The organism is Mycobacterium sp. FW102-FHT13B02, assembly GCF_058790275.1.
The window spans coordinates 268819-294421 of record NZ_JBYTCM010000005.1; the positions used below are offsets into that span (position 1 = coordinate 268819).

General features: G+C 64.9%; 22 protein-coding genes and 2 pseudogenes. 15 read left to right on the forward strand and 9 right to left on the reverse strand.

What is annotated here, in order from left to right; genetic code table 11:
* Positions 1-14: 14 nt before the first annotated feature.
* Complete coding sequence (locus AC3WTE_RS11535; protein ID WP_492437590.1) at positions 15-1949, reverse strand: serine/threonine-protein kinase; 1935 nt, start codon at positions 1947-1949, stop codon at positions 15-17.
* Between the two features lie 104 nt (positions 1950-2053).
* On the opposite strand from AC3WTE_RS11535, the gene AC3WTE_RS11540 reads away from it, so the two are divergent.
* The 5 genes from AC3WTE_RS11540 to AC3WTE_RS11560 all read left to right on the forward strand — a co-directional run bounded on the left by AC3WTE_RS11540 (position 2054) and on the right by AC3WTE_RS11560 (position 7146).
* The gene (locus tag AC3WTE_RS11540; RefSeq protein ID WP_492437591.1) at positions 2054-3421 is read left to right on the forward strand and encodes an FAD-binding oxidoreductase; all 1368 of its coding nucleotides are present in this window, start codon (positions 2054-2056) and stop codon (positions 3419-3421) included.
* Positions 3422-3536: 115 nt separating this feature from the next.
* Positions 3537-3971 carry a three-helix bundle dimerization domain-containing protein gene (locus AC3WTE_RS11545; protein WP_492437592.1) on the forward strand — a complete coding sequence of 145 codons (435 nt, stop codon included), beginning with the start codon at positions 3537-3539 and terminating at the stop codon, positions 3969-3971.
* A gap of 44 nt (positions 3972-4015) precedes the next feature.
* Complete coding sequence (locus AC3WTE_RS11550) at positions 4016-5170, forward strand: acyl-CoA dehydrogenase family protein (RefSeq protein ID WP_492437593.1); 1155 nt, start codon at positions 4016-4018, stop codon at positions 5168-5170.
* Positions 5170-6456, forward strand: a complete 1287-nt coding sequence (locus AC3WTE_RS11555; protein WP_492437594.1) for a ClC family H(+)/Cl(-) exchange transporter — start codon at positions 5170-5172, stop codon at positions 6454-6456. Before AC3WTE_RS11550 ends, AC3WTE_RS11555 begins: the two co-directional genes overlap by 1 nt.
* A 75-nt stretch (positions 6457-6531) precedes the next feature.
* Positions 6532-7146 carry a phosphatase PAP2 family protein gene (locus tag AC3WTE_RS11560; RefSeq protein WP_492437595.1) on the forward strand — a complete coding sequence of 205 codons (615 nt, stop codon included), beginning with the start codon at positions 6532-6534 and terminating at the stop codon, positions 7144-7146.
* Here AC3WTE_RS11560 and AC3WTE_RS11565 read toward each other — a convergent pair.
* The 4 genes and pseudogenes from AC3WTE_RS11565 to AC3WTE_RS11580 form a co-directional block, all read right to left on the reverse strand.
* Positions 7100-7444: a three-helix bundle dimerization domain-containing protein gene (locus AC3WTE_RS11565; protein ID WP_492437596.1), complete on the reverse strand. Its 345-nt coding sequence runs from the start codon at positions 7442-7444 to the stop codon at positions 7100-7102. The genes AC3WTE_RS11560 and AC3WTE_RS11565 overlap by 47 nt on opposite strands.
* Before the next feature lie 121 nt (positions 7445-7565).
* Positions 7566-7670, reverse strand: a pseudogene (locus AC3WTE_RS11570) (zinc-dependent alcohol dehydrogenase); the annotation flags it as partial.
* A 31-nt stretch (positions 7671-7701) separates the two neighbouring features.
* Entirely contained in the window at positions 7702-8586 is an 885-nt protein-coding gene (locus AC3WTE_RS11575) for a universal stress protein (RefSeq protein WP_492437597.1), read from the reverse strand.
* A gap of 219 nt (positions 8587-8805) precedes the next feature.
* Positions 8806-10299: a bifunctional aminoglycoside phosphotransferase/ATP-binding protein gene (locus AC3WTE_RS11580; RefSeq protein ID WP_492437598.1), complete on the reverse strand. Its 1494-nt coding sequence runs from the start codon at positions 10297-10299 to the stop codon at positions 8806-8808.
* A gap of 164 nt (positions 10300-10463) precedes the next feature.
* Here AC3WTE_RS11580 and AC3WTE_RS11585 point away from each other — a divergent pair, with 164 nt between their 5' ends.
* The 4 genes from AC3WTE_RS11585 to AC3WTE_RS11600 all read left to right on the forward strand — a co-directional run bounded on the left by AC3WTE_RS11585 (position 10464) and on the right by AC3WTE_RS11600 (position 15100).
* Complete coding sequence (locus tag AC3WTE_RS11585) at positions 10464-11462, forward strand: Acg family FMN-binding oxidoreductase (protein ID WP_492437599.1); 999 nt, start codon at positions 10464-10466, stop codon at positions 11460-11462.
* Positions 11463-11755: 293 nt separating this feature from the next.
* A complete protein-coding gene (locus AC3WTE_RS11590; RefSeq protein WP_492437600.1) occupies positions 11756-12613 on the forward strand; it encodes a universal stress protein in 858 nt (285 codons plus the stop codon).
* 76 nt (positions 12614-12689) lie between these two features.
* Entirely contained in the window at positions 12690-13337 is a 648-nt protein-coding gene (dosR, locus tag AC3WTE_RS11595) for a hypoxia response regulator transcription factor DosR/DevR (RefSeq protein ID WP_492437728.1), read from the forward strand.
* A gap of 47 nt (positions 13338-13384) precedes the next feature.
* On the forward strand, positions 13385-15100 hold the full coding sequence (locus tag AC3WTE_RS11600; protein WP_492437730.1) for a sensor histidine kinase: 1716 nt from the start codon (positions 13385-13387) through the stop codon (positions 15098-15100).
* 1 nt (position 15101) lies between these two features.
* Here AC3WTE_RS11600 and AC3WTE_RS11605 read toward each other — a convergent pair whose 3' ends face one another.
* Entirely contained in the window at positions 15102-15710 is a 609-nt protein-coding gene (locus tag AC3WTE_RS11605) for an Rv1733c family protein (protein WP_492437601.1), read from the reverse strand.
* Positions 15711-15918: 208 nt separating this feature from the next.
* On the opposite strand from AC3WTE_RS11605, the gene AC3WTE_RS11610 reads away from it, so the two are divergent.
* From AC3WTE_RS11610 to AC3WTE_RS11630, 5 genes are all read left to right on the forward strand, one after another.
* Positions 15919-16539, forward strand: a complete 621-nt coding sequence (locus AC3WTE_RS11610; protein ID WP_492437602.1) for a GNAT family N-acetyltransferase — start codon at positions 15919-15921, stop codon at positions 16537-16539.
* A 5-nt stretch (positions 16540-16544) separates the two neighbouring features.
* Entirely contained in the window at positions 16545-17540 is a 996-nt protein-coding gene (locus AC3WTE_RS11615; RefSeq protein WP_492437603.1) for a nitroreductase family protein, read from the forward strand.
* 79 nt (positions 17541-17619) lie between these two features.
* A complete protein-coding gene (locus AC3WTE_RS11620) occupies positions 17620-18138 on the forward strand; it encodes a hypothetical protein (protein WP_492437604.1) in 519 nt (172 codons plus the stop codon).
* A 131-nt stretch (positions 18139-18269) separates the two neighbouring features.
* Positions 18270-18575 (forward strand): hypothetical protein, encoded by a 306-nt coding sequence (locus AC3WTE_RS11625; RefSeq protein ID WP_492437605.1) that lies wholly within the window; start codon positions 18270-18272, stop codon positions 18573-18575.
* A gap of 93 nt (positions 18576-18668) precedes the next feature.
* Positions 18669-19532: a PPK2 family polyphosphate kinase gene (locus AC3WTE_RS11630; RefSeq protein WP_492437606.1), complete on the forward strand. Its 864-nt coding sequence runs from the start codon at positions 18669-18671 to the stop codon at positions 19530-19532.
* A gap of 29 nt (positions 19533-19561) precedes the next feature.
* Here the strand turns inward: AC3WTE_RS11630 and AC3WTE_RS11635 are convergent.
* Together AC3WTE_RS11635 and AC3WTE_RS11640 are read right to left on the reverse strand one after the other, a co-directional pair.
* Positions 19562-20422 (reverse strand): annotated as a pseudogene (locus AC3WTE_RS11635) (CHAD domain-containing protein); the annotation flags it as partial.
* A 299-nt stretch (positions 20423-20721) separates the two neighbouring features.
* Positions 20722-21363: a hypothetical protein gene (locus tag AC3WTE_RS11640; protein WP_492437607.1), complete on the reverse strand. Its 642-nt coding sequence runs from the start codon at positions 21361-21363 to the stop codon at positions 20722-20724.
* A 256-nt stretch (positions 21364-21619) separates the two neighbouring features.
* Between AC3WTE_RS11640 and AC3WTE_RS11645 the strand changes: the two genes are divergently transcribed.
* A complete protein-coding gene (locus tag AC3WTE_RS11645) occupies positions 21620-23302 on the forward strand; it encodes a SulP family inorganic anion transporter (protein WP_492437608.1) in 1683 nt (560 codons plus the stop codon).
* Position 23303: 1 nt separating this feature from the next.
* Here AC3WTE_RS11645 and AC3WTE_RS11650 read toward each other — a convergent pair whose 3' ends face one another.
* Complete coding sequence (locus AC3WTE_RS11650) at positions 23304-25343, reverse strand: erythromycin esterase family protein (RefSeq protein ID WP_492437609.1); 2040 nt, start codon at positions 25341-25343, stop codon at positions 23304-23306.
* Between the last annotated feature and the right edge of the window lie 260 nt (positions 25344-25603).

Consider the following 25603-nt stretch of genomic DNA (forward strand, 5'->3'; position numbering starts at 1 on the left):
CTGACAGGTTGCCGCTAATCTCCTGTGCGAACGAACTTGTCGGTGAAGTCACCGCCCTGGCACTCCCCGCCGGTCGAGGTGTTGGTACCCCGCCCCTCGAGCGACGGGATCGGATCGACCAGCTGTGTCGGTAGCGGATATTCAGCGGCGATCTTGATGTGTGTGGTGCCGCCCTTGGCGCATGCGACGGTGCCTTCGTCGGCGCGCGTCCACTTGCCATTGGCAAAGACCAGCGTCACCACGCCATCGGGTGCATGGAACTCGCTGATGCACCGATCACCAGTCCGCAGGCACTGGGTGCGGACTTGAAGATCGGGCGATCCGGGCGGGAAGCCACCGTTCGTGTAGGTGATGTTCTCGTGATACCGCCCGTGCAGCGTCGACGCCGTCGAGCTCACACGCGGCGGGAGGGTGGCAGGGTCAGGCACCCGGCTGGGTTCACCGTCGCCCGTGCGAGTGAACGTCACCGTCCGCTTGACGCTGCTGCACCCGTTGGCGGTGGCCCGCGTCGTTTCCCCGGCCAGGGTGCCGTCCGGTTTGGGTGTGAGGGTGAACACCACCCAAGCCTCGGTGGGTGCCACATTCCCGCTCATCGCGTCGCTGCACTGCACCGAACCCGTTGCCACGGCGACCCAGTCGCCGGCGACCTGGTCGAAGGTCAGATTAGAGACCAGGACGACGCCACTCTTGCCGGTATACGACGCATTGGCGATGCACCCGTTGGACCCGCATGACGACCGCACGTCCCAATCACCCGTCATCGCCGGTCCGCCCGGTATCGCCACGCCTTCCAGATCGGTGGCCGGCCCGTACTCGGCGCGGTATCTGCCGCTGAAACCGGTGCCCGCCGCGGTGGCAGTCGGACTGGGCACAGCCGGTTTCGCGGCGGGATGATCGTTGCGCCCGAGCAGCTTCACTCCGGCGAACACCCCGCCCGCGACGACCAGCAGGGCGACCACCGCCAGCACCGCGATCAGCACGCCCGGTCGTGAGGAACGAGTTGTCTGGGGGTTGACCTGGGTTGGTTGGTTGAACTGCGGCGGCGGATTCAGCTGGGGTACGGCGGGCGCAGCCATGGTCGGCTGACCGCGGAACTCATTGCGCGCGAACGGCACCGGCCGGGTGGCCTGCTGTTGGAGGGCCTCCGCGAATTCGCCGCAGCTGGCGAAGCGGCCGGCGGGTGTCTTCGACATCGCCCGGGCCAGCACCGGGTCCAGGTCGCGGAGTTCGGGGCGCTGCTCCCCCAGCGAGGGCGCGGGCGCGGTGACGTGTTTGGTGATGACGATCGCCGGGTTGCTGTCGGCGTACGGCGGATTCCCCGTCAACAGCTGGAATGCGGTGCACGCCAGGGCATATTGGTCAGTACGGCCGTCCATCGCCTCGCCCCGGAGCTGCTCCGGCGCGGCGTAGGCCACCGTCCCCACCGCCATGTTCGTCGCGGTCAGACCGGACGCGTCGTTCATCGGCCGGGCGATGCCGAAGTCGGCGAGATAGATGCGTGACGTCTCGGCATCCAACAAGATGTTGGCCGGCTTCACATCTCGGTGCAGCAGCCCGCGCCGGTGTGCGTGGTCCAGTGCCGAGGCGACGGCGGTGATGATCGGCAGCGCGACCTCCGGCGGCATGCCTGATGGGTAGTGGTCACGCAGCAGCCGGGCAGCGTCGGTCCCGGCCACGTAGTCCATCGAAATCCAGAGCTGGCCGTCGCATTCACCGCGGTCGTGGACACCGAGGATGTTGGGGTGCGACAACGTGGACACCACGTCCGCCTCCCGCATGAACCGTGGGCCGTACTCCGGATCCGACGTCAGCTCGGCGGGCAAGACCTTCACGGCATCCAGTCGCGGCAGCCTCGGATGCGACGCCAGGTACACGCTGCCCATTCCGCCCGCGCCCAATTTTCGCCGGATCGTGTAACCGGCGAAAACCTGACCCTCGGTGAGCAGCACGGGCAAATCGTAGGCCCGCGGCCGTGCTCACGCTGGCAGTCGACAAATCCGCCCAGCCGACCCGTTCGGTCCGCTGACGGCTGCCGGCTCGATACAGTCCGACGATGCACGACGCTGCACTGAACCGTCTGGCCGCTGCGCTACCGGATGGCGCGCTGATCACCGACCCGGACATCATCGAGCGCTACCGCCGGGACTCGGCGGCCAACCCGAAAGCCGGCACTCCGCTCGCCGTGGTGCGTGCCGCCGGTACCGCTGACGTTCAGCAGGTGCTGCGGTGGGCATCCGAGCACCGCACCGCAGTGGTGCCACGCGGAGCGGGTTCAGGCCTGTCCGGCGGCGCCGACGCCATCGACGGATCAGTGGTGCTCAGCACCGAACGCATGCGCGACATCCGGATCGACCCGGCCACCCGGACCGCGGTCGTGCAGCCGGGCCTGACCAACGCCGAGGTCAAACGTGCGGCCGCCGAACACCGCCTGTGGTATCCGCCGGATCCGTCGTCCATCGACATATCCTCGATCGGCGGCAATGCCGCAACCAACGCGGGCGGCTTGTGTTGCGTGAAGTACGGCGTCACCGGTGATTACGTGCTCGGGATGGAGGTCGTGCTGGCCGATGGCACCGCGCTGCGGCTCGGCGGCCCGCTGCTCAAAGATGTTGCGGGACTGTCATTGACGAAGCTGTTCATCGGGTCCGAGGGCATTCTGGGCGTCATCACCGAACTCACGCTGCGCTTGATTCCCGCCCAGCCACCCGCCTCGACGGTGGTCGCCCTGTTCAATTCGGTCGAGGACGCCGCGAACGCCGTCGTGGCCATCACCGGCGAAATACGCCCTGCGATGCTGGAATTCATGGACCACGCGAGCATCAATGCCGTCGAGAATGCCATGCGGATGGGTCTGGACCGCTCCGCCCGAGCCATGTTGCTGATGCAGTCCGACGCCCCGGGTGCGGCGGCCGAGGAAGTGGCGACCATGATCGCCAACTGCGAGAAATGTGGCGCCACCGAGGTTTTCGCCACCGACGATCCGGCCGAGGGCGCGGCGTTCACCGCAGCCCGCCGGGGCATGTTCGGCGCGGTGGAGAAGCTCGGCAGCCTGCTGCTGGAGGACGTCGGCGTACCGATACCGCAACTGCCCGCGGTGGTCACCGGGATCGAGGACATTGCCGATACCTACGATGTGCAGATTTATCTGGTGGCGCACGCCGGGGACGGCAACACCCACCCGATCATCGTGTACGACCCCACCGATGCCGACGCCACCGACCGCGCCGAACGGGCGTTCGCCCGCATCATGGAGCTGGCCATCGGGCTCGGCGGCACCATCACCGGTGAGCACGGCGTCGGCCGCCTCAAACGGGACTGGCTGCCCGATCAGGTGGGCGACGACGTCATGGCGCTGACCCGGCGCATCAAAGCCGCGCTGGACCCGGCGGGCATCCTCAACCCTGGTGCGGTGCTGCGCTGATCACCTCGACATGCGCCCGAACCTTGACGGGCTCGGCTGTCCCGCAGCGGTGACGAAAAGCCGATCTCACGCGCGCGTCGCCTGGCGGTAACCAACGATCCGTACAGTCGCTGTCATGTCCGAAGAACCCACGAGCCTCACGGAGCAGACCTTCCGGGACCTGCTCACCGCGGCCATCACGCGGGGACACCGGCCGCCACCCACCACGATTCTGGGCCCGACCTGCTGGATTGCGATCGACACACTGGCGCGCGAGCATCCCGATGCCGCGCCGGAGCGCGTTATCGCCGCATTCGACGCTTTCGCGATCGAGCATCAGGCCACCAACCGGGCCGACGTCGAGGCCCACATGGACCCGGCGACCGCGCGGGCCGCCGAATACGCCGCCATCGACGCGCTGGTAGCGCAGCTGACCATCACCTACCCGAACATCGACCCACGGACCGTGACGGCTGTCGTGCGCCGCATTCATGCCGATTTTCACGATCACGCGGTCCGAGACTTCGTCCCATTGTTCGTCGAGCAGGCCGCGCATCGGGACCTCGCCTAGGTAGACGGGCTTCTCGCGCGGCACCACCTGGCAAGGTAGTGCCCGTGTCCACTCACCTGACCGACGAAGAGGTCATGCTCGTCGAGACCGTCCGCGCGTTCATCGACCGGGACGTCAAGCCCACGGTGCGCGAGGTCGAACACACCAACGCCTACCCCGAGGCGTGGATCGACCAGATGAAGCAGATCGGCATCTACGGACTGGCCGTTCCCGAGGAGTACGGCGGTTCGCCGGTGTCGATGCCGTGTTATGTCGAAGTCACACAAGAACTCTCACGCGGCTGGATGAGCCTGGCCGGCGCCATGGGCGGCCACACCGTCGTGGCCAAGTTGATCGGCTTGTACGGCACCGAGGAGCAGAAACACACGTATCTGCCGCGCATGGCAACCGGCGAGCTGCGCGCCACGATGGCCCTGACAGAACCCGGCGGCGGCTCGGATCTGCAGAACATGTCGACCACCGCGCGGCTGGACGGCACCGACCTGGTGATCAACGGTGCAAAGACGTGGATCAGCAACGCCCGCCGCAGTGGCCTGATCGCGCTGCTGTGCAAGACCGATCCCACCGCAGTGCCACGGCACAAAGGCATTTCGGTGGTGCTCGTCGAGCACGGACCCGGCCTGACGGTGTCGCGCGATCTCCCAAAACTCGGCTACAAAGGCGTCGAATCCTGCGAGCTGACATTCGACGGCTTCCGCGCTCCGACGTCGTCGATCCTCGGCGGCGAGCCCGGTAAGGGGTTTGGGCAGATGATGAAAGGCCTTGAGACAGGACGGATTCAAGTCGCGTCACGAGCGCTCGGCGTCGCCACCGCGGCGCTGGACGACGCCCTGAAGTACGCCCAGGAGCGCGAGAGTTTCGGCCGGCCTATCTGGCAGCACCAGTCGGTCGGCAACTATCTGGCGGACATGGCCACAAAGCTGACGGCGGCACGCCAGCTGACGCGCTACGCCGCCGAACGCTACGACAGCGGCGAACGCTGCGACATGGAGGCCGGCATGGCCAAGCTGTTCGCGTCCGAGATCGCCATGGAGATCACGCTGAACGCCGTCCGAATCCACGGCGGCTACGGCTATTCCACCGAATACGACGTCGAACGCTACTTCCGCGATGCTCCGCTGATGATCGTCGGTGAAGGCACCAATGAAATCCAACGCAATGTGATCGCAGCGCAGTTGGTCGCGCGCGGTGGACTGTGATGGCCGAGGGACGCGCCGGCAACATCGTCGGGTTCGTCCTCGCCGCGGCGGTCGTCGGTGCGCTGACGGGGTTGGCCGCAGGCAGTTTCCGGGTACTGCTCGACTACGCGGCGCAGTGGCGCGCATCGCTGTCGCAGTGGTCGCACGGAAGCTGGTGGGGCCCCATCGTCGTCGTGGTGATCTGTGCGGTGTGCACGGCGGCGGCTGCGGCCTTGGTCCGGCGCGTCGAACCGCACGCCGAAGGCAGCGGTATTCCCCGGGTCGAGGCCGTCGTCGCCGGCCGCGCCGAGCCGGGCCGCTTCAGAATCCTGCCCATCAAGTACGTCGGCGGCCTGCTGTCACTCGGCTCCGGCCTGGCCCTCGGACGTGAAGGGCCATCGGTACAGATGGGTGGATCCATCGCTATCATCGTGGCCGCAGCAACCCGCCGTTCCCAGGCTGACCTGCGCATTCTCGCCGCGGCAGGAGCGGCCGCGGGTTTGGCGACGGCGTTCAACGCGCCGATCGCCGGCGGGGTGTTCGTGCTGGAGGAGCTCGTCAAACGCTTCGATCCACGCACCACGGTGGCCACCCTCATCGCGTCCGCGTCCGGCTTCATGGCGGCCGTCCCGTTCGTTACCTCGGGCAGCGAATTCCAGGTGCCACCCCTGGCCGATCCAGAGCTGGCGGGATCGGGGTGGGTGCTGGCCGTCGGCGTCCTCGCCGGAGTCCTTGGCGTGCTCTACAACAAGGCGATCATGTTCGGTCTCCGCACCGCCGACACCAGCCGGTGGCCGGTCGAAGTCCGCGCCGCCCTCATCGGCGCAGGCGTCGGGGGCCTGGTCTGGTTCTCCCCTGACCTGGCCGGCGGCGGCGACCTCCTCACCCAGGAGGCGCTGCTCGGCCACGGCGCCATCGGTGCCGTCACCGCAGTGCTGGTGTTGCGGTTCGTCCTGGGCGTGGTGTCGTATGCCGCAGGAACGCCCGGCGGCTTGTTCGCCCCGATGCTCGTACTCGGCGCCGACGTGGGATTGCTCGTCGGCCTGATCGCGACCCACCTCGCACCGCAGTCCGCGCCCAGCCCGGCCGCCCTAGCCCTCATCGGGATGGCCGCGTTCTTCACCGCCAGCGTCCAGGCGCCGGTGACGGGACTCATCCTCGCCACCGAGCTGACCGGCAGCACGAACCAGCTACCGCCGATGCTCGGTGCCTGCGCGACGGCGCTGCTGGTCGCCATCGCTGTCGGATCACGCCCGATCTACGACCTGCTCACCGACCGGGCGGCCACCACGGCGGTCACGACATAGCTCACCGGAGCTTCGGCTGGATTTGGCACACTGACACTGGACACCAGGCACGGCGGCGAACTGAAAGCATCGGCGATGAACCTCGACACGCGAATCTTCTACGTCATCAACGATTTCGCTCGCGATACACCGTGGCTGCAGCCACTGCTGGCCGCGTATGCCAACGACGGGGTGCTCCTCTTCGTGGTGTTGCTGTTGGCCGGATGGTGGCTTGCCCGCAAGAGCACGGGCCCGATGTCCATGGTCGCAGCGGTGTGGGCACCGCTGGGCGTGATTGCCGCCTTACTCGTATATGACCCGATCGCCGTGTCGGTGAATGAGACGCGTCCGTGTAACGCGCTGCACGACATCGTGGTTCTGCACTGCAATACCGACGGCGGCTTCCCCAGCATCCATGTCGTCATCGCAGCGGCGGTCACCGCAGGACTGTGGTTGGTCGACCGTCGCCTCGGCATCGCGGCGGCCGTGGCCGCGGCAGTGATGGCGTTCGCGCGCGTATACGTCGGTGCCCACTATCCGAGTGATGTCCTCGCGGGCCTTGCGCTGGGCGTTGTGGTCAGCTTGGCCGGCTACGTCCTGGTGCGGCCGGTCCTGCGCCGGCTTATCGGCTTCATCGGCAGAACCAAGTTCAGGATCCTGGTCACTAGGACGCCAACCGGCACGACTGAAGGCGTACGGCTTGATCCGTAGCCGCCGCGGCGCTCCCGATCTGGCTGCGGTCACGCCGGATCCGGTCGCCTACGATGCGCTCGACCAATAGCGGGACAAAGGCTTGGATCGGGGCATCGACGAACCGCATGGCGGCCTCCCGGCACCAGCCCATGATCTCCAGGTCCCGTGCCACATCGTTGCGGCCCTCGCGACGCGCGAGCTTTCCAGCGACCTCGGCGATCCAGTCCCGCAAACGGGTTGTCGCCGACGGGACCGCCCGCGCGTCGTCGCTCGATTCAGTACCACCGGCCGGAGCAAGACATTCAGTACTGGACACTTCCCAAGGATGTCCGATTATCGGGGCGGGCGCTAAAGCAATTGGTCCCTATTTTGCGGGGACATCCTCGCCAATCGGTGGTCTAGCCTCCGATGTCGGCGCGGTAAGGAGTCCGGTAGTCGATGACGCCGCGGGTATAGAACTCCAGTGCCTCGACCATATCTTGTCGAGTTCCGACGATGGACCCTCGAATCGTCAAGCCCTTCAACACAATATCGAAGATGGGGTGACGCGGGCCGGTTCGTGCAAAACCTGGGTCAGGGCTGTGCCACCGTCGCCCGGTCGGCCGAAGCCTGTTGACTGGCAACACCATTGCCGACAGCTACGGGACTCGTCGGCCGGATGAACAACAACGTGCAGTCCGAATCCTTCAAGGCCTTTCGCACCTCGTCGCTGGTCAGTTCCTCGACCAACTCGGGACGGTCTCCGGGCACGATGACGAGCTGGTCGATGCACGCACTCTGCCGCAACAGGTTGGTCAGGTGTCCTGGCATCGCCAGGGTGACCGACTGGAGATGACTGTTGTCCGGATCCTTCACATACCGTTCCAGGGCGGCGTGTACCGGGTGTCTGGCATCGACCGGCCGGCTCGAATGCGACCATGGTTCCAACATCAGGATCGGAGCTTCGCGCCATGCCGAATCAGCTTCGGCAGCCTCGAACACAGCCGTGGCAGAGGCTGATTCGTCGAGCACGGCCAGAATCCACTTCCGATGGTCGAAGTCGCGGTGCGCCCGACGGATGACCGCCACCGAGCCCGGCGCCCTACGGGCGACCTCGACAGCCGTGGACCCGCGTGGAGCGTCCGGCGTGTCGTGTTTTCCGCGGTCACCGACACAGACCATCGACGCGCCGCGAGACTCCTCGGCAAGGCATTCCGCCGGATCGCCGGACACGATCTCCGTTTCGAGCTTGACGTCGACGTGGGTATCGCTCACCGCTTCCCAGGCCTTGTGCAATGCGTGCTGCGCCCGGTCGATGTTCTCCTGACTATCGGCCTCTACCGCGTCGATGACGTAGACCAGGCGCAGTGGGACGTCTCTGCTCGCCGCCTCCAGTGCAGCCCACTGCGCGGCGCGCAGCGCATGTTTGGAACCATCGATACCGACGACGACGGGCTTCGTGGTGGTTGTGACAGTCATCAGATGTCCCGTCTCCCGAGGCCCGGTCGCCCACCCGCGCGAGCGAAGCCACGTGTCCGCTGCTGGACCTCCTGATTCGCGATCATGTCGCTACTCCGTTCTCTGACAACCGTGAGATCGCCTGATCTCCGATGACATCTGACCGCGCCCGGGCGTCCGGCCCTAGTGTCTAAGGTCCCTCGCGGCAAGCGAAAGTGCTCTGTGGCAGGCCGCCTCCCATCAAAGTGCGCAGCGGCAGACCGCGATAGCGGCCTCTACCGATGCACTGAGCGGGCCGGTGGTGTCGACACGGTGCGCCTCGGGCCAGCTGACGGGTTCCTTCGCCAACTCCGCGGCTATCTCGGCGGTGACCTCGGAGGTGCTGTGGTGCCTGTTACGAATCCGTTCCTGGGTGATGCCAAGAGGTGCCGAACATTCGATCTCAACGATGGGGCAGCTGTGGTCGCGGCCCACGGTTCTGGCGTGCCCTCGCATATCGGTGTCCCGCCAGGTGGCGTCCAGGATGACCGAGCTTCCCTGCGCAAGCAGGGATCCTGCTCGCTTCAGCATCTCTCGGTAGACCAGTTCCACCTGTTCGTGGTTGTAGCGGCCTGCCCCATACTGTCCGGCGGGTCCGTCCAACCGGCCACCCGCGCACAGCTCGGCCCGGACATCGTCGCTCGAAATAAGCTGTGCAGCAATGGTAGTAGCCAACACTTGGGCTACCGTGCTCTTGCCCGTTCCGGGAGCGCCGCCGACCAGGATCAACCGTACTGTCGCGGCACGCAGGTTTCTGATCGCCAGTTCCAAATGCCGCATCGCGTCGGGGCCGCCGGCGGCATCGCCCTGTTCCATCCGGATGCAATCGACCTTGGCCCGGACGATCGCCCGGTAAGCACAGTAGAAATACGCCAATGACGGCGGCGCGGTGTCACCTGCGGCCAGCCGGTAGCCGGCCAGGAAGTGGTGAGCCAGTTCATCAGCTCCCCGGAACTGCAGGTCCATTGCCAGGAACGCCGCGTCGTCGATGCCGTCGACGTAACGGAGCTGATCATCGAACTCCAGACAGTCCAGGATGACCGGTCCGTCACTGGTACAGAAGATGTCTCCGGCTTGGAGATCACCGTGTCCGTCGACGATGCGGCACTGATTGATGCGCTCCTCGAACAACGCTGCGCGACCATCGACGTATTGCCGAAAGAGGCGGCTGATCAACGCAATAGAGCCAACGGCGTCCAATGCCCGGGCCCGGCGGCTGAGCTCGGCCAGATTCTCTTCCCACCGTGCGACGACGGCCGTGCGGCATCCAGCCGCGTTGATCTCGTCGCCGTGCGGCGAATCAGCGTGCAGCCGCGAAAGCTGTTGCGCGATGGCGTCGAGGTGGCCCGTCGCCGGCCGGCCTCCGGCAACAATGGTGGCGAGGCGTTCGACGTCGGGATAACGGCGCATCTCGATCACCGGCTCGCCCGGGCCGCCGGCGGGTTCGACCAGATGCGCCAATCCGAGGTAACTGTCCGCGGCCAACCTGCGGTTCAGTTCGATCTCGCGCAGACAAGCATGTTCACGGCGCTCTCGCGTGCTGAAGTCGAGAAAGTCGGTTACTACCGGCTTTTTCGCTTTATACGCACGATCGCCTGCCAGCACGACCAGGCCCGTGTGCGTTTCATGAACTTCGATGCGTGCGGTCGGAATCCCCACGGTGTCAGTGACGTGCGGTGTGACGGCGAGGCTCATGGCGGCAATCCTTGCCGCCATGCCGAGCCCACGATGCGGCCATCGGACCCACTGGTGACCGCCAATGGTCACATGTCCGGGTATTGATGACTTCTGGCTCTGTCCGGGCATGGCGGCATCGGGCACCGTCGGTGTCGACCTCGCACCGCCGAGAAGGGCATCTCATGACGAAAACCACGATTTCACTCCGAGAAATCGAAGATGCGGTACACCTGGCATGCCGAGCGCCGTCGTACCACAACAGCCAGCCGTGGAAGTGGGTTCTGGAATCCGCCACTCTGAAGCTGTTTCTCGACACTGACTGGTTGGTGACCACCGACGACTCCGGACGTCAGGCGATGTTGAGTTGCGGCGCGGCCTTGGACCACCTGCGGGTGGCGATGGCGGCAGCCGGTTGGACGACCCTCGTCGATCGCTTTCCCAATCCGAACAACCGTCATCACCTCGCCGATATCGACTTCCGGCCGGCCATCGGCGTGACTTCGGCACAACTGCGGGCAGCGGATGCAATCCTGTGCCGCCGAAGCGACCGACTGCCGTTCGGTGCCGTCGAAGACTGGCCGGCCTTCGAAAAGTTGCTGCGGCTGGCCGTAGGCAACCGGCCGACTCAGGTTGACGTCCTGGCCGCCGGGCAGCGCACCGAACTGGCCGAGGCGTCGCATCTGGCCGAGGTGCTGAGGATGTACGACGCTGCCTACCATGCCGAATTGGACTGGTGGACCTCACCTTTTGGCGCCACGACTGGTATCCCGCACAGTTCTCTGGTCTCGGCCGCCGAAAGCGATCGAGTTGACATCGGGCGTTCGTTCCCGGTCACACACACCCGGGAGCGCCGCCAGCAAACCGGGGATGACCAGGCCACCGTTGTGGTGATCTCGGCGCTCGGCGACACCAGGGAGGACATCTTGGAGTGTGGTGAGACATTGTCTGCAGTGCTACTGGAAGCCACCATCGCCGGCCTAGCCAGTTGCACGCTCACGCATCTGACCGAGCACCCGGCCACCCGCGACGTCATCAGCAAGCTCACCGGACATCCGCTGCCGCAGGTGCTGGTCCGTATCGGTACTGCCCCAGCCCTCGATGAGGTCCCGCCACCGACACCGCGACGCCAGCTGTCGGATGTCTTCCGTCACCGGCCAGATCGCCCGGACGACCGGAATTGAGGCCGGGGCGCTTGATGCCCGTCTGGCAGCAGCGCGCTTTCGCATCAAACGCCCCGTCGCACACAGCGCGGCGGCAAGCACGATGCCGGTGACCAGCTGCTTGTTCATGTCATCGACGATGGCGTCAGAACGGGTGGCGGGCTAGAGCACATCGGCCCGCGGTCGCGGCCAACAGTCCCGCCGCCGCAGGTCACTGTGACGGGTGACTAGGGACCAATTCCCCTGCCGTCGCCCGCATCACGACACATACCGTCGATCCATAATCAGCTCGGTGATCTCAGGAGAGTACGGGAATGTACAAATCAGCGTCACCGTCGTCTGCCGTCGTGGTCGGCATCGACGGCTCACAGTGGGCGGTGAATGCTGCCCTGTGGGCCATCGACGAAGCCGTCAGCCGCGATGTGCCGCTGCGCTTGCTGTACGTGGTTGAACCACGTGGTCATGGCGACATCGATCCGGAACAGGAAGCCCGGGATCTGGCCTGTGCCGACGTGTCGGTCCGCCGGACCCTGGTCGCCGTCGAGTCGGCAGAGAAACCGGTGAAGATCGAGTGGGAGGTGCTACAGGGGCACCCCGCCAGAGTGCTGTTGAACGCAGCCCGATCAGCGGACCTGCTCTGCATGGGTTCGCTCGGCATCGCCCATGCGACGGGTTCCCGGCTCGGCTCCACCGCAGCGACTTTGGCGACGTCGGCGCTGTGCCCGGTTGCCATCGTTCGCAGTGGCGGTCAGCATTGGTCGGCACGGCCCCGGCACGTGGTCGTAGAGGTCGACGAGGGCCCGGACAGTGTCAACGTCCTCGACGCCGGCATCAACGAAGCCCGGCTGCGCGGTGCCCCATTGACCGTGCTGGCGACGTCGCACACCAAGCCGGCTGACGTCCACGAGCACATCCCCGATGAGAATGCCCGCGCGCGTTTGGACAAACGGCTTGCGCGTCACCGCCTGGCAAACCCGGACATCGAGTTCAATCCGGTCGCAGTCAACGGTTCAACGATGAATTATCTGGAACACCATGCTGATTCGGTCCAACTCCTGGTCATCAGCAGGCATCGCGGACCCGGCTTGGGAGAGATCGTCGGGACGGCGCGCGCGGTTCCGAGCCAGGTGAACTGCAGCGTACTGATTTGCCAGCATAACCAGCGTCTGTAGGCGCTGACTGGACTATCGTGATGAGGCAGAATTGAACGCGTACCAGAACGTCATCGACATCCGGAAGGGTCTGCGAATGGTCTCTGTTTTTCTCGTCGACGACCATGAAGTCGTACGGCGCGGACTCATCGACCTGCTGAGCGCGGACCCCGATCTGGAAGTCATCGGGCAGGCCGGCACCGTGGCGCACGCCATGGCTCAGATTCCCGCGCTCCGGCCCGACGTCGCGGTCCTCGATGTCCGCCTGCCGGACGGCAATGGCATCGAGCTGTGCCGTGATCTGCTGTCCCGGCTGCCCGACCTCCGTTGCCTGATGCTGACCTCGTTCACCTCTGACGAAGCCATGCTCGATGCGGTCCTGGCCGGCGCGAGCGGCTTCGTGATAAAGGACATCAAGGGCATGGAATTGGCCGAGGCCATCAAAGCCGTCGGCGCAGGACGGTCCCTGCTGGACAATCGCGCCGCGGCTGCGTTGATGGCCAAGCTTCGCAACGCAGCCGAACGGTCGGACCCGCTTTCGGGCCTGACCGATCAGGAGCGTGCACTCCTGGACCTACTCGGCGAAGGGCTGACCAACAAACAGATTGCCGCACGGATGTTCCTGGCTGAGAAGACGGTCAAGAACTATGTGTCCCGCTTGCTCGCCAAGCTCGGCATGGAGCGTCGGACCCAGGCGGCGGTGTTCGTGTCGAAGCTGGACAGGCCACAGCATCCGGACAACTGACGCACAACTGCCGGCAAACCGCGCCGCGATTCTGCGGCGATGACAGAATCACCGGTGTGACAAGCCAAAGCGACGGAGCCGCCAATCGCCCACTGCGGGCGACGCTGTCCGGCCTGCGGTTGCGTGAACTTCTCGGCGAAGTTCACGAGCGGGTGGAGCAGATCATCGAAGGGCGCGACCGCCTGGACGGGCTTGTCGAGGCGATGCTGACCGTGACATCCGGTCTGAAGTTGGATGAAACACTGAGAACCATCGTGCGCACGGCGATCGAGCTGATCGACGCCCGCTACGGCGCACTCGGAATCCGCGGCGCCGACCGCGAGCTCGTCGAATTCATCTACGAAGGTATCGACGAGGACACGCGGCGCAAGATCGGACCGCTGCCCCAAGGACGCGGCGTGCTCGGCGTGTTGATCGATGAGCCGAAACCGATTCGGCTGAAGAACATTTGCACGCACCCCGCGTCTGTCGGGTTTCCCGAACATCACCCCCCGATGGAAACGTTCCTGGGTGTGCCGGTGCGCATCCGGGACAAGGTCTTCGGGAACCTGTATCTCACCGAAAAAGCATCTGGGCAGCCGTTCAGCGAAGACGACGAAGTCCTGGCACAGGCGTTGGCGGCTGCCGCCGGCATCGCCATCGACAACGCCCGACTCTACGAGCAGTCGCAACGCCGCCAGGCGTGGATCGAGGCCACCCGCGACATCGGTACCGCGCTCCTCTCCGGTACCGAGCCGGCCGGGGTGTTCCGGCTGATCGCCGAAGCAGCACATTCGCTGACGGATGCGGATGTCGCGCTGCTGGCCGTCCCTGATGAGGACGACGCCCCCGGTGAAGAGATCGCCGAACTGCAGATCGTCGACATCGTGGGCGATGTAACACCAACCGCAGTGCACATTGCGGTCGCCGACGGACCGGTCAGCAGCGCCTTCCACCAACGGATCCCATCGCGCTGCGACGCCACCGACCTCCCCGATGACATTGGGTTCGAGATGGCGCATGCCCTCGTGCTGCCGCTACGCACCACCGCGTCGGTCATCGGGATTCTGATCTTGCTCAGAGGCAAGGCTCGACAGCCGTTCACCGATGACCAGTTGGACACCATGGCCGCATTCGCCGACCAGGCCGCGCTCGCCTGGCAACTTGCGGCAAGCCAACGACAGGTGCGCGAATTGGACATATTGGCCGATCGGGACCGCATCGCCCGCGATTTGCATGATCACGTCATCCAAAGGCTGTTTGCGGTCGGACTCGCACTGCAGGGTGCGGTCCCGCGCGCACGGTCCACCGATGTGCAGCACCGGATCACCGCGTGTATCGACGATCTGCAGGACGTGATCACCGAAATCCGCACCGCGATCTTCGATCTCCACGGCAGTTCGAGCGGCTCCACCCGGCTCCGGCAGCGACTCGATGCCGCGGTATCTGCGTTCTCCAGCAATGAACTACACACAACGGTCCGCTACGACGGCCCGCTGTCCGTCATCGAAGCCGACCTGGCCGATCACGCCGAAGCGGTTGTCCGGGAAGCGGTGAGCAACGCCGTCCGTCATGGCAAGGCCAGCGCGGTCGTCGTCACCGTCACCGTTGCCGACGACTTGCGCATCGAGGTGGCCGACAATGGCCAAGGGATGGCCGGAACGATCACCGAGAGTGGGCTGGCCAACCTGCGCCGACGAGCCACCGACAGTGGTGGTGAGATGACGGTCGGGCCGGCCCGCGATGGCGGCACCATATTGCGGTGGTGGGCGCCTCTGCCGTGAGCTACTTGCGGTAATGGTCCTGTCTGCCCCTACCGTCGCGATCCAGCTCACGCCACTCGGTCGCCCACCTGCCGTAGCGCTTGTGGTCAAGCCACCAGCGCAAAGCCAGGACCGCCAGGTACAGGCTCCCGGTCACCCCCAGCCACAGCATGGCCGCTGCGCCGAACGCCGCAGCGGACACCTGCTCGCGACTCTGCGGTGGGCCGACGTATTCGCCGCGATGGTTCACCCACACCGAAGTCTGGTCACCGAGTCTCAAGTTCTGGGTACCCACGAACCAGGCATTGTGGTCGGCCCCGCCAGCACGCCAGCGCACGTGCGTTCGGAATCCGGCTGCCCCGACCCGGGATACGACGACACTGTTGTCCACCGCGGTCGCGGCGACGGTGTGCCATTCGGCAGACTGCCGGGCGACGGTTTGCTTCTGCTCGTCATAGACCGATGTGCCGAACGCCGCGGCCGGTGCGATCAGCAGCAGCGCAACGATCAATGCCATCAGCCTTGCGGACGCCTCGAGACGGTCACTGCGGCGCACCAGAGGGCTTCGAGAAAAGCACATGAAGGTTCGGAGCCAGAACCGGGTAAACGGACTCCACGTGTACTCGTCCATGGCGGACTCCTTGGTCGGGCCTTACGCCACCTGGCGCAGCATGTGACATCCAGACTGCGTGACAGCTCAGGCCCGGCGGGAGAGACCAATGTCCTTGCCTTCCAATGACGATGGGCATCTGTTTGCTGTCACACGGCCATCCGCGCGGCAGACGAGCAAGTGACCTATGGCTCTGTCACTCGCGCTGCGTCACCTGCAGGATCGCTGTATGACGATCGAGCAGACTCCGGACGTGTCCCCGTCGTCCGTGCCCTTCTCGTCTCCGGCGCGGCAACCTGACGAAACGCTCTGGGACGGAACAAAGGTCACTGTCCGCGATCTCGAACCCGACGACTTTCCCGCGGTGCTCGCGCTCGCCGACGACCTCAGCGGAGACGAGCTCTATCTCCGGTTTTTCACCTACCTTCCCAAATATGTGACGGAACGGGCGCATTCGGAACCCGAACCCACCGCGGGAAACCTCGCACTGGGGGCATTCGACGGCGAACAGCTTGTGGCCGTGGGCAACTACAGCGCCACCTCCGACTTCGGCACCGCCGAAATCGCCATTGTCGTAGCTCATCGCAATCACCACCGCGGGATCGCCACGGCGCTACTGCGGCGGCTCGGAGCGCATGCCAAACGCGCGTGGACCCAACGGCTCGTTGCTGACGTGCCGGCGCAGAACGGCGACGTGCGACGGGTCGTCGCAGCTGCCGGCTGGCCGTGCCTTCAGCATCGCCACGATGACGTGCTCACCATCGAGGTCAACCTGACCGAATACCGCAGCGCGGGACGGGCGGAGCCCGAACCGACTGCATCGCTATCTGCCGAATACGCTGTGAGGTAACGCAAATGCCCAAGGTATTCCCCGACCGTGAGACGATGCGCGCAGCCATGGCGCTCGCGACCCGTGCACCATCGGTCCACAATACCCAACCCTGGCGGTGGCGGATCGGTTCCCACAGCGTGCATCTGTATGCCGAAGAGTCGCTGCATCTGGTGCACACCGACCCCGACGGGCGCGATCTCCTGATCAGTTGCGGAGCAGCCCTGCACCATGCGGCGGTGGCGCTCTATGCGCTCGGCTGGCAACCGACCATTCACCGGTTTCCGAATCCCGCTGAGCCCAACCATCTCGCCGCGATCGAACTGGTTCGTTGCACTCCGAATCAGCCTGACATCGCCCTCGCCGCCGCAATCCCCCGTCGTCGCACCGATCGGCGTTACTACAGCGGCTGGCCCGTCGCACTCGGAGACGTCGCTCTGATGACTGCTCGTGCCGCCCGCCTCGGCATCGGGTTACGCCGGGTCAAGCTCAACGACGTCTTGATTACCGCGCTGCGGCAGGCGGTTTCACAGCACGTTCACGACACGGAGTACCTCACCGAACTGACGACGTGGAGCGGGCGCTATGCATCGGTGGCTGGAGTGCCTGCTCACAGTACGCCGACACCCGACTACGGTGCCGCTGTTCCCAGCCGTATCTTCGCGGGTCCGGTGCTGGGCCAACCAGCCGGGACAACCGCATCGGACGACAACGGTTTACTTCTCGCCCTCGGCACGTCGACGGACACCCCACTTGATCGACTAAGGGCCGGCGAGGCCACGAGCGCAGTCCTGCTCACCGCTACCGCACAAGGACTGTCGACGTGTCCGGTTACCGAGGCACTGGAGAATCCCGATTGCCGGGAAATCGTGCGATCGGACGTTTTTGGCGACGAGCTGTTCCCCCAGATGCTCATTCGCGTCGGCTGGGCACCGCTGAATGCTGATCCGCTGCCCGCGACCCCGCGCCGGCCCCTGTCCGACGTGGTCTCGTGGCTCGACGACGACGCTCCATTCACCTGATTCGGCTCGACGCGCTGCTGATCGACAACGCAGTAAGCCTCTATCTGAACGGAAGAGCACTCGAAGAGAGGTCCGGACTATGAGCACATCACGCCCTATCGAGCACCGCACGCGCATGTTCGCCCGTGTGCTCGGGCCGTATCTCCTCATCGCATCCGGCACCGTCGTGACCCGGCCCAGCTATGTCAAGACCATGCTGTATACGTTCGACGGAAGCTCCTTGTGGCCCTGGATCACAGGTGCGTTCGTGTTACCGATGGGCCTCGTGGTGGTCGCTCTGCACCCGTACTGGCGCGGATTTGCCGCAGCTGCCGTGTCAGTCCTGGGCTGGATGACGGTGGCCAAGGGAATAGCGCTGATGACCTTCCCGCAGTCATACCTTTCCATGGGACAAAGCGCTTTCACCGGCACGCCGTGGTGGACCATCAGCGTCGTCATCATGGCATTGATCGGGCTGTACCTCACCGTCATCGGGTGGGCTCCGAACCACCGATCTGCCGCATCTGCCGCAACTGTCAAGACCACAGCCGACGCCATTCGGGATCTGCCCCGGGCGGTCCAGCCCCAACGCCACATCGTCGCAAGGAAGTCACGATGAAAACCGAGTATCTCAGCGCCGCTGCAATAGCAATCGCATTCAGCACAGTCTTGTTCGCGTCCCCGGTCTGCGCCGACGAAGGTAGTGACGGCGCCGACCCTGCAGCCGGCCAGCCCTGTATGGCGGTCAACTTGAACGACACCGCGCAAAGCCCTTCCGGTGAGACACTACGTTGCCTCGCCACCGGCAGCGGCGGTTTCTCCTGGATGACCGATACCGGCGCAGCCGGCACCATCGCACAACTGGAAAAAGAGGGATACAGCGTGCAACTGGAGCGCGTGGGAAGTGCACCGATGGACAAATGCACGGTGCAGAACGTGTGGGACCCCGTCATCCAAACCCGGACCGACCGTTCGACTCCTGGAGGCCCGAACACGCACGCCACCACCATCGTCATCAACAAGACGATCAGGGTCTCCCTCGATTGCACCGGCTAGCGAATGAGTACTACTACTACAACGAAAACGACTGAGGGTCAGCATCTTCAGTCCCCAGCTCCGACAACCGATGGTTGCCCTGACTGGCAGGCGTTGGCCGACGCCGCGCGGGTCGCCCCCGGGGCACACATTCACCTCGCTCGCGACCACGACCCCGGACGACATACGCCAGGTCTGGCCAGAGACAGTGGTGAATCTGAGCTGGCGCAGGCGAAGGCGCTACTGCTGGATTTGCAGGATCGGTTCTTCGCCGCTGCCGAACAGGCTCTGCTCGTCGTTCTCCAGGCGATCGACGCCGCGGGCAAGGACGGCACGATCAAACACGTGATGAGCGGACTCAACCCCGTGGGCGTCGACGTGTACAGCTTCAAGGAACCCACGCCCATCGAAGCTGCCCACGACTACCTGTGGCGCTACCACCGGGTGTTACCCGAGCGCGGGCGCATCGCGGTGTTCAACCGGTCCCACTATGAGGCAGTCTTGACGACCAGAGTCCACCCCGAGTTTCTGGATCCACCGGTCGCATCCACCGAACTCCATCACCTGTGGCACAGACGGTTTCAGGAAATCAATGAGTGGGAGCGCTACCTTCACGACAACGGCACGGTCATCGTCAAGCTCTTCCTCAATCTCTCCAAAGGCGAACAGAAGCGCCGGTTTCTGCAACGCCTGGAAAATCCGCAGAAGAACTGGAAGTTCTCGGAGAACGATCTGGCCGAACGCGCGCACTGGGACGACTATCAACTCGCGTTCCAGGAGATGCTCACCCACACGAGCACCCCGTGGGCGCCGTGGTACGTCGTTCCGGCCGACCACAAATGGTTCAGTCACCTGACCACCTCGGCAGTGCTCGTGCAGTCGCTGCGTGGGATGAATCCGAACTACCCGGCCCTGGCCGACACCGAGAGAGAGCGCCTGACAGCGGCAAGGTCGAGACTCGACAACGAGCCATGCTGACGCTGGAGCCACGGCGACTCCAATTCGAATCACACAGCTTTGCGAACGGCCCTTTCGAGAGACTTCAGCACGGCGGGGAGTTGCCGCTCGCAGTCATTGGCGAGGTCAATCTCTCGTTGATACAACACCCCGTAGGTGAAAGTGTCCTCCGTCGCCGCGGTCGCTGCGTCAGCCTGTTCAGCGAGGTTGGCACGGCTCACGACACTATCCTGGTGATCGCCGAGCAGCGTCTGAATGGCCTTCGCAGCCTCCGATACGTGCACGGCGCCATTCGCCGCCGCGACATAGCGTAATCGCTTGGCACTCTTTCGAATACGATGCAGCATCGCGTCGTGGTCCGCGGACTCGGCGGCGGCCGCCGCCTTGACCCGCTTGCAGAGGCGCTCGTATTCGTCTGCGATCGTCTTGACGGCCGACGACTCCACCTGGGCGGCAGCGGCCGACGGCGGTTTGGCGGGGAGTGCGTCCAACGCGTCGAGCAGCCTAAAGTAGCCCGCCGAGCGCATCGCAGTGAGCGATGCCTGCAGTCCCGCCTGGTAGCGGCCGCCGGCTCCGTCGACCAGACGTGTTCGGACCGGGCCCCGGATGAGCTCCGCCGGCAAACCATCGAGTGCCCGCTGATGTCGCTCGGCCAAGACCTCGGCGTCGCGCGCAGTACCCAGCACAGCGGCCAACTCGGCCAGCTCTTCGAGCAGCCGAGTGTCCTCGGAGAGTCCGAATGCTGTCGGCGACGCCTGCAGGAGACTCCGGATCGTCCGAATGGCGACCCGCATCTGATGCACCGCATCCGGCGCGTCCACCCGCACCGCGCGGTCCCACTCCAACAGCTTGTCGAGCTGCTCACCGACCGCACGATGCACCCGGTCCAGCTTGCCGGCACGTGGTTTCGGCACTGTCGCCGACGGCCGTGTTTCGTCGCTGGTCGGCGCCACCGACACCAAGGGGCGGTCGCGGACAATTGCCAGCACCATGTCACGCAACGAGTCGGGTACGTTGTCGTTACCGTCGTCGACGCCCACTGACATGCTGGTCCCCATGTTGGCATCCGGCTCAGCCGGCAGAGTCAGATGCCAGCCCGGGTTGCTGCCACCGATGCAGCATCTCAACGACACCCGATGCGCTGCCAGATCGTGGGTGACGGTGTCGTAGTACGCCGACTGAGAAGGCGTCGCGGACCGTACCGATTGAGTCATATCTGGACTACGTCCGAATCGCTCGGTTCCGACGCGTCCAGGTCACGCGCAATTATCGCCATCATCGTGCGCAGATCGTTGTTCGCCCGGTGCAGATAGACCGCAGCCATTTCGATTGCTGCCGCGTCGTGATGCTGGATTCCCGACAGGCAATAGGTGAATCCGAAGCCGTAATCATCGATCACCTGCTGCAGCGCGGTGTTCAGCACCGCGTCCGGGCCCGGCAAGAGTTTCTGTAGGCGCGGCAAAGTTGCCGCACCCGACTGGCAGGCGCGCTGAATTCCCTTCTCGTCCGCCTGGGTTGACGCCGCAACCATGTTGTCGCGTTGGACGAGCAATGCATCGAGTGGCGCTTCGAGTTGAGCCAGCCACGCATACAACTGCTCGCCGGCCGCCGCGGAGGTCACCTGTGTCGCAGTTCGATCGGCTGGTGCGGCGGAGGTATCCGGCAATACCAGACGAACAAGCGAGAAGCCCTGAAACAGCCAGCCGACGACCATCATCACGACGATCAGCGCGGCAGCGATCGGCAACAGAATCCGCCCCTGGCGCGCATCCGTGACCGGATCACTTGCCACACAGCCGATATCGCCCCCGGCGGGGGCCGGCTCTCGGCAGTTCGAGTTGGAAACAACCATGAGGGAACCCTCCCCAGCAGCTCGGCACTCCGGACGGAGTCCATCTCTAGATCGTCCACCGTTCGGAGAACGAGTACACGGGCCAAAGGTCCTCTGGCACAATGCCGGAATCCTTCTGAAGGGCCCGGCTCGAGAGCAGTGTCCGGCTTCAACCACAGCGCGCTCACGACTGCCGTACGCAGACTTCTGACCTAAGTCACTAGTGCGATCCGAGGTGTCGCGGGCAAGCTCGACGCATGCATTCGATTGAGCGATAATGACCATCACGAGTCGCACAATCCGCTGGCCACCGACTATCGCGCAGCTGCAGTCGTATCAATTGACCTGGCTCCGCGGCGATCTCGTCGCGGGTGCGACCGTAACCGCCTATCTGGTTCCACAAGTGATGGCTTGTGCAATGCTGGCGGGGATGCCTCCGCTGACCGCGCTGTGGGGTGCCGCAGTGGCTCAAATCGCCTACGTCCTGTTCGGTTCCTCGAGCCGACTGTCCCTCGGGCCGGAATCGGCCACGGCGTTGCTCACCGGAACTGTGCTTTTCCCGATCGCCGGCGGCGATATTGTGCTTCATCAGACTTTGGCGGCGGTACTCGCAGGAATCGTCGGCCTTGTCTGCCTGGTCGCCTCACTGGCCCGGCTGGGTTTCTTGGCCAATCTGCTGTCCCGCCCCATCCTGATCGGCTACATCACCGGAATCGCGGTCGTGATGCTCGTCGGCGAGGTGAGCGCAATTACCGGCGTGGCTATGCCAGATGAGCGGATAGCCGCTGTCGCCCAGTCGATTCCAGAGGTGGCACGTCAGCTGCACACACCCACTCTGATCTTGGCAGTGGGTGTTCTCGGACTGCTGTTCGCGCTCGACAGGTGGACCCCCAAGCTTCCCGGACCGGCGATTGCCGTTGTGGCCGCTACCGCCTTCGTGTCATGGAGAGCAGACTGGTTTCGCGGCACGAAGTCGCTGGGAAGCGTTCCCGAGCCGATGCAGGCGTTCGGATTCCCCCATGTGACCTCAGGCCACCTGTCGGCTCTCGTTCTCCCCGCTATCGGGATATCCATCGTGGCTTTCTCGGACGCGGTACTGACCGCACGAGCGTTCGCGGCGCGTGACGATCAGGAGCTCAACCCGAACAGCGAATTGCGCGCGCTGGGAATCGCAAATGCTGCTGCGGGCCTGGTCCACGCGTTTCCGGTCAGCGCCAGCGCATCCCGCACGAGTTTGGCACGAGCAGTCGGCGGCAAGACGCAACTGTATTCGATCACCGTGGCGCTGATGGTGTCAGCAGTCGCCTTGTTCGGCCGTAACGTGCTGTCTCACATACCCGTCCCGGTTCTCGGGGCGCTGGTCATCTACGCGGCAATCCGTATGGTCGACGTGGCCCAGTACCGCCGGCTGGCCCGCTTTCGGCGCAGCGAACTAGTGCTGGCCTGCGCGACCGCTGTGGCTGTGCTCGGCTTCGGCGTGCTCAACGGCGTACTCGTTGCCGTCGGACTGTCCATCTTCGACTTGCTGCGCCGCATCGCGCATGCGCACGACAGCGTCCTCGGCTTCGTTCCCGGCCTCGCCGGTATGCACGACGTCAACGACTATCCGGATGCGACGCCGCTACCCGGCCTGGTCGTCTACCGGTACGACGCACCCCTGTGCTTTGCGAATGCTCAGGATTTCCGCAGCCGCGCGCTTGCGGCAGTGGACCAAACAGGCGGGCACGTCGAATGGTTCATCTTGAACGCCGAAGCGAACGTGGAGGTCGACTTGACCGCCCTCGACGCTCTTGACCAACTCCGCGAAGACCTGGCGCAACGCGGAATCGTGCTTGCCGTCGCACGTGTCAAGCAACACCTCCGCGACGCTCTCGCGGCAGCTGGGTTACTCGCACGGATCGGCGAGGACCGGATCTTTCCGACCCTGCCGACCGCGGTTGACGCCTTCAGGCACCGCTGAATCACAGTCCGGTCGGATACGTTTCCGGGGTTTCGCCCGCGTGCCAGACACTTGTCGGTTCCAGCGGTTCGAGCGCGCGTGTCCGATCGATATGGATCATCGCGTCATATTGGTCGGCGGGCCGTACGTGGTAATAGTGGCTCTGCCGTTCGGTGGCAGGCAGATAGATCACGCCGATGGCGCGACCGAGGCGCACCACCGAAAGCGGCTCGGCGGCCGCATCTGTGATCAACGGCGAGACGAAGAACGATTCCCTGCCCACTTCGTGCAAGAGCTCTTCTATGCTGCCGTTGAGCGCCGGACGCACCGCCTTGCGTTCCGCGATGCCACCCCACTCGCTGGCCGCGGTAACACTGCCCGTGTAGGTGCTGAAACCGATGAGGCGGCAGTCGCTGCCATAGCGTTCCCGAACAAGCTGGCCGAGGGTGAGCTGCCCGTCGTTGCCCACTTCCGTCGCGCGCGCATCGCCGACATGTGAGTTGTGCGCCCAGACAACGATCTTCGCTGGTTTGCCTTCGCGACCGAGATGATCCAGCAGCGCGGTCAACGTGTGAACCATGTGGGTGTCGCGCAGATTCCAGGACGCGACGCGGCCACCGAACATCGCGCGGTAATAGACTTCGGCATCACGAACCGTCTGGGCATTTTGTTGGGCGTAGAAAGCCTCGTCTTCATGCAGTAGACCGTCGCGCCGCGCAACTTCCACGGCGTTCCGCTGCATTTCGACGAGTTGCTCGATCGCCTGACGCTCACACGACGCGCCCGCGCCGAACGCCGCCTTGAACCCGTAGGCCTGCCCGTCGCCGGCGGACGAGGCATGGTCGAAGCACGAGTAGCGTTCCCGCGCCCGGGCAGCTGCCCGCGGATCGGTCTTGTCGAGGTAGGTGATCACCTCGCCCATCGAACGATGCAGGCTGTACAGGTCCAGACCGTAGAAGCCGGTCATCCTCTCGTTGCGATTCGCGCACTCGACATTGTGCCGGCGCAGCCAGTCGACGAAATCCCGAACCACCACGTTCCGCCACATCCAGGCCGGGAATCGTTCGAACCCGCTCAGCGCCTGGTCGGAGGAGTCATCGTGACCGATTCCCCGCACATACCTGTTCACCCGGTACGCGTCCGGCCAATCCGCCTCTGCCGCAACGGCACAGAAGCCTTTCTCGCGGATCAGCCATTTCGTGATGGCGGCACGCGCGGCGTAGAACTCGTGCGTACCGTGTGAGGCCTCGCCGATGAGGACGACCTTCGCGTCACCGATCAGCTCCTCCAGCACCTCTGTGGGCGGAATCCCGTCGGGCGCGTCGATCGCCGCGCCGTTGATGACTTCGGCGGGCGTCTTCCCGCGAAGTCGAGTCCCAACAGCCGGCCGGAGCGTCGGCGTCGCCAACAGCTCTCGCACTTCCGAGTCGCTGACCTGGCTGAAATCCCAGAAGGATTCGCCGACTGCCCGGAACGGGTTCGGCATGCTGGCGCACACGAAGTCGTCGGCCAGGCCGGCGAATTGCCGGCAGCTCGATTCCGAGGCAGCGGGCACCGCCACCACAATCTCCTTCGGGTCGGCCTCCCGCAGTGCCTGCACCGCAGCGAACATGCTGGCGCCGGTCGCCAGACCGTCATCGACCACGATGACGGTCTTGCCGGCGACTTCGACCGGCGGTCGGCCGTCCCGATAGGCGACCTCCCGCCGCTGCAGTTCACGGCCTTCCCGTTCGGCGATATCGGACAGCCGCTGCGGCGAAACCCGCAGTGCCCGCACCACGTCGTCGTTGATGACGATGCGCCCTCCACTCGCCAGTGCACCCATCGCGAACTCTTCATGTCCGGGTGCACCCAGTTTCCGGACGATGAACGCGTCCAGTGGTGCGCCGAGCGCAGCAGCGACTTCCCACGCGACGGGGATGCCGCCTCTGGCCAGGCCGAGCACCACGACGTCCGTCTTGTCGCGGTATGCGGTCAACAATTCGGCCAACGCGCGTCCCGCCTCGCGGCGATCGCGGAACACGCGCCGAGGCGCATGCTGTGTCACGTTTCGAGCTGACATCGATCGGCTCCTTATCCATCGATCCGGTTTTCCGCCGAAAGCCTCTGACGGCAGCACCCAACCGGTCGTCAAGACGGCTGCTTCTCCCGATGTTCACCCGGCTGGCCCCTGCCCAAAAGGGTCACTCGCCATGGACCGAAGGGACTTCGGTCCATCGTGTCGTACGCCGCCTACTGCTACTGCCGAAGGTCCCTCGGACTGCGGCCGATCAGCCCTGCCCATGCAGGGCGATGAGGTTGAGCATCATTCGACAAGAACCC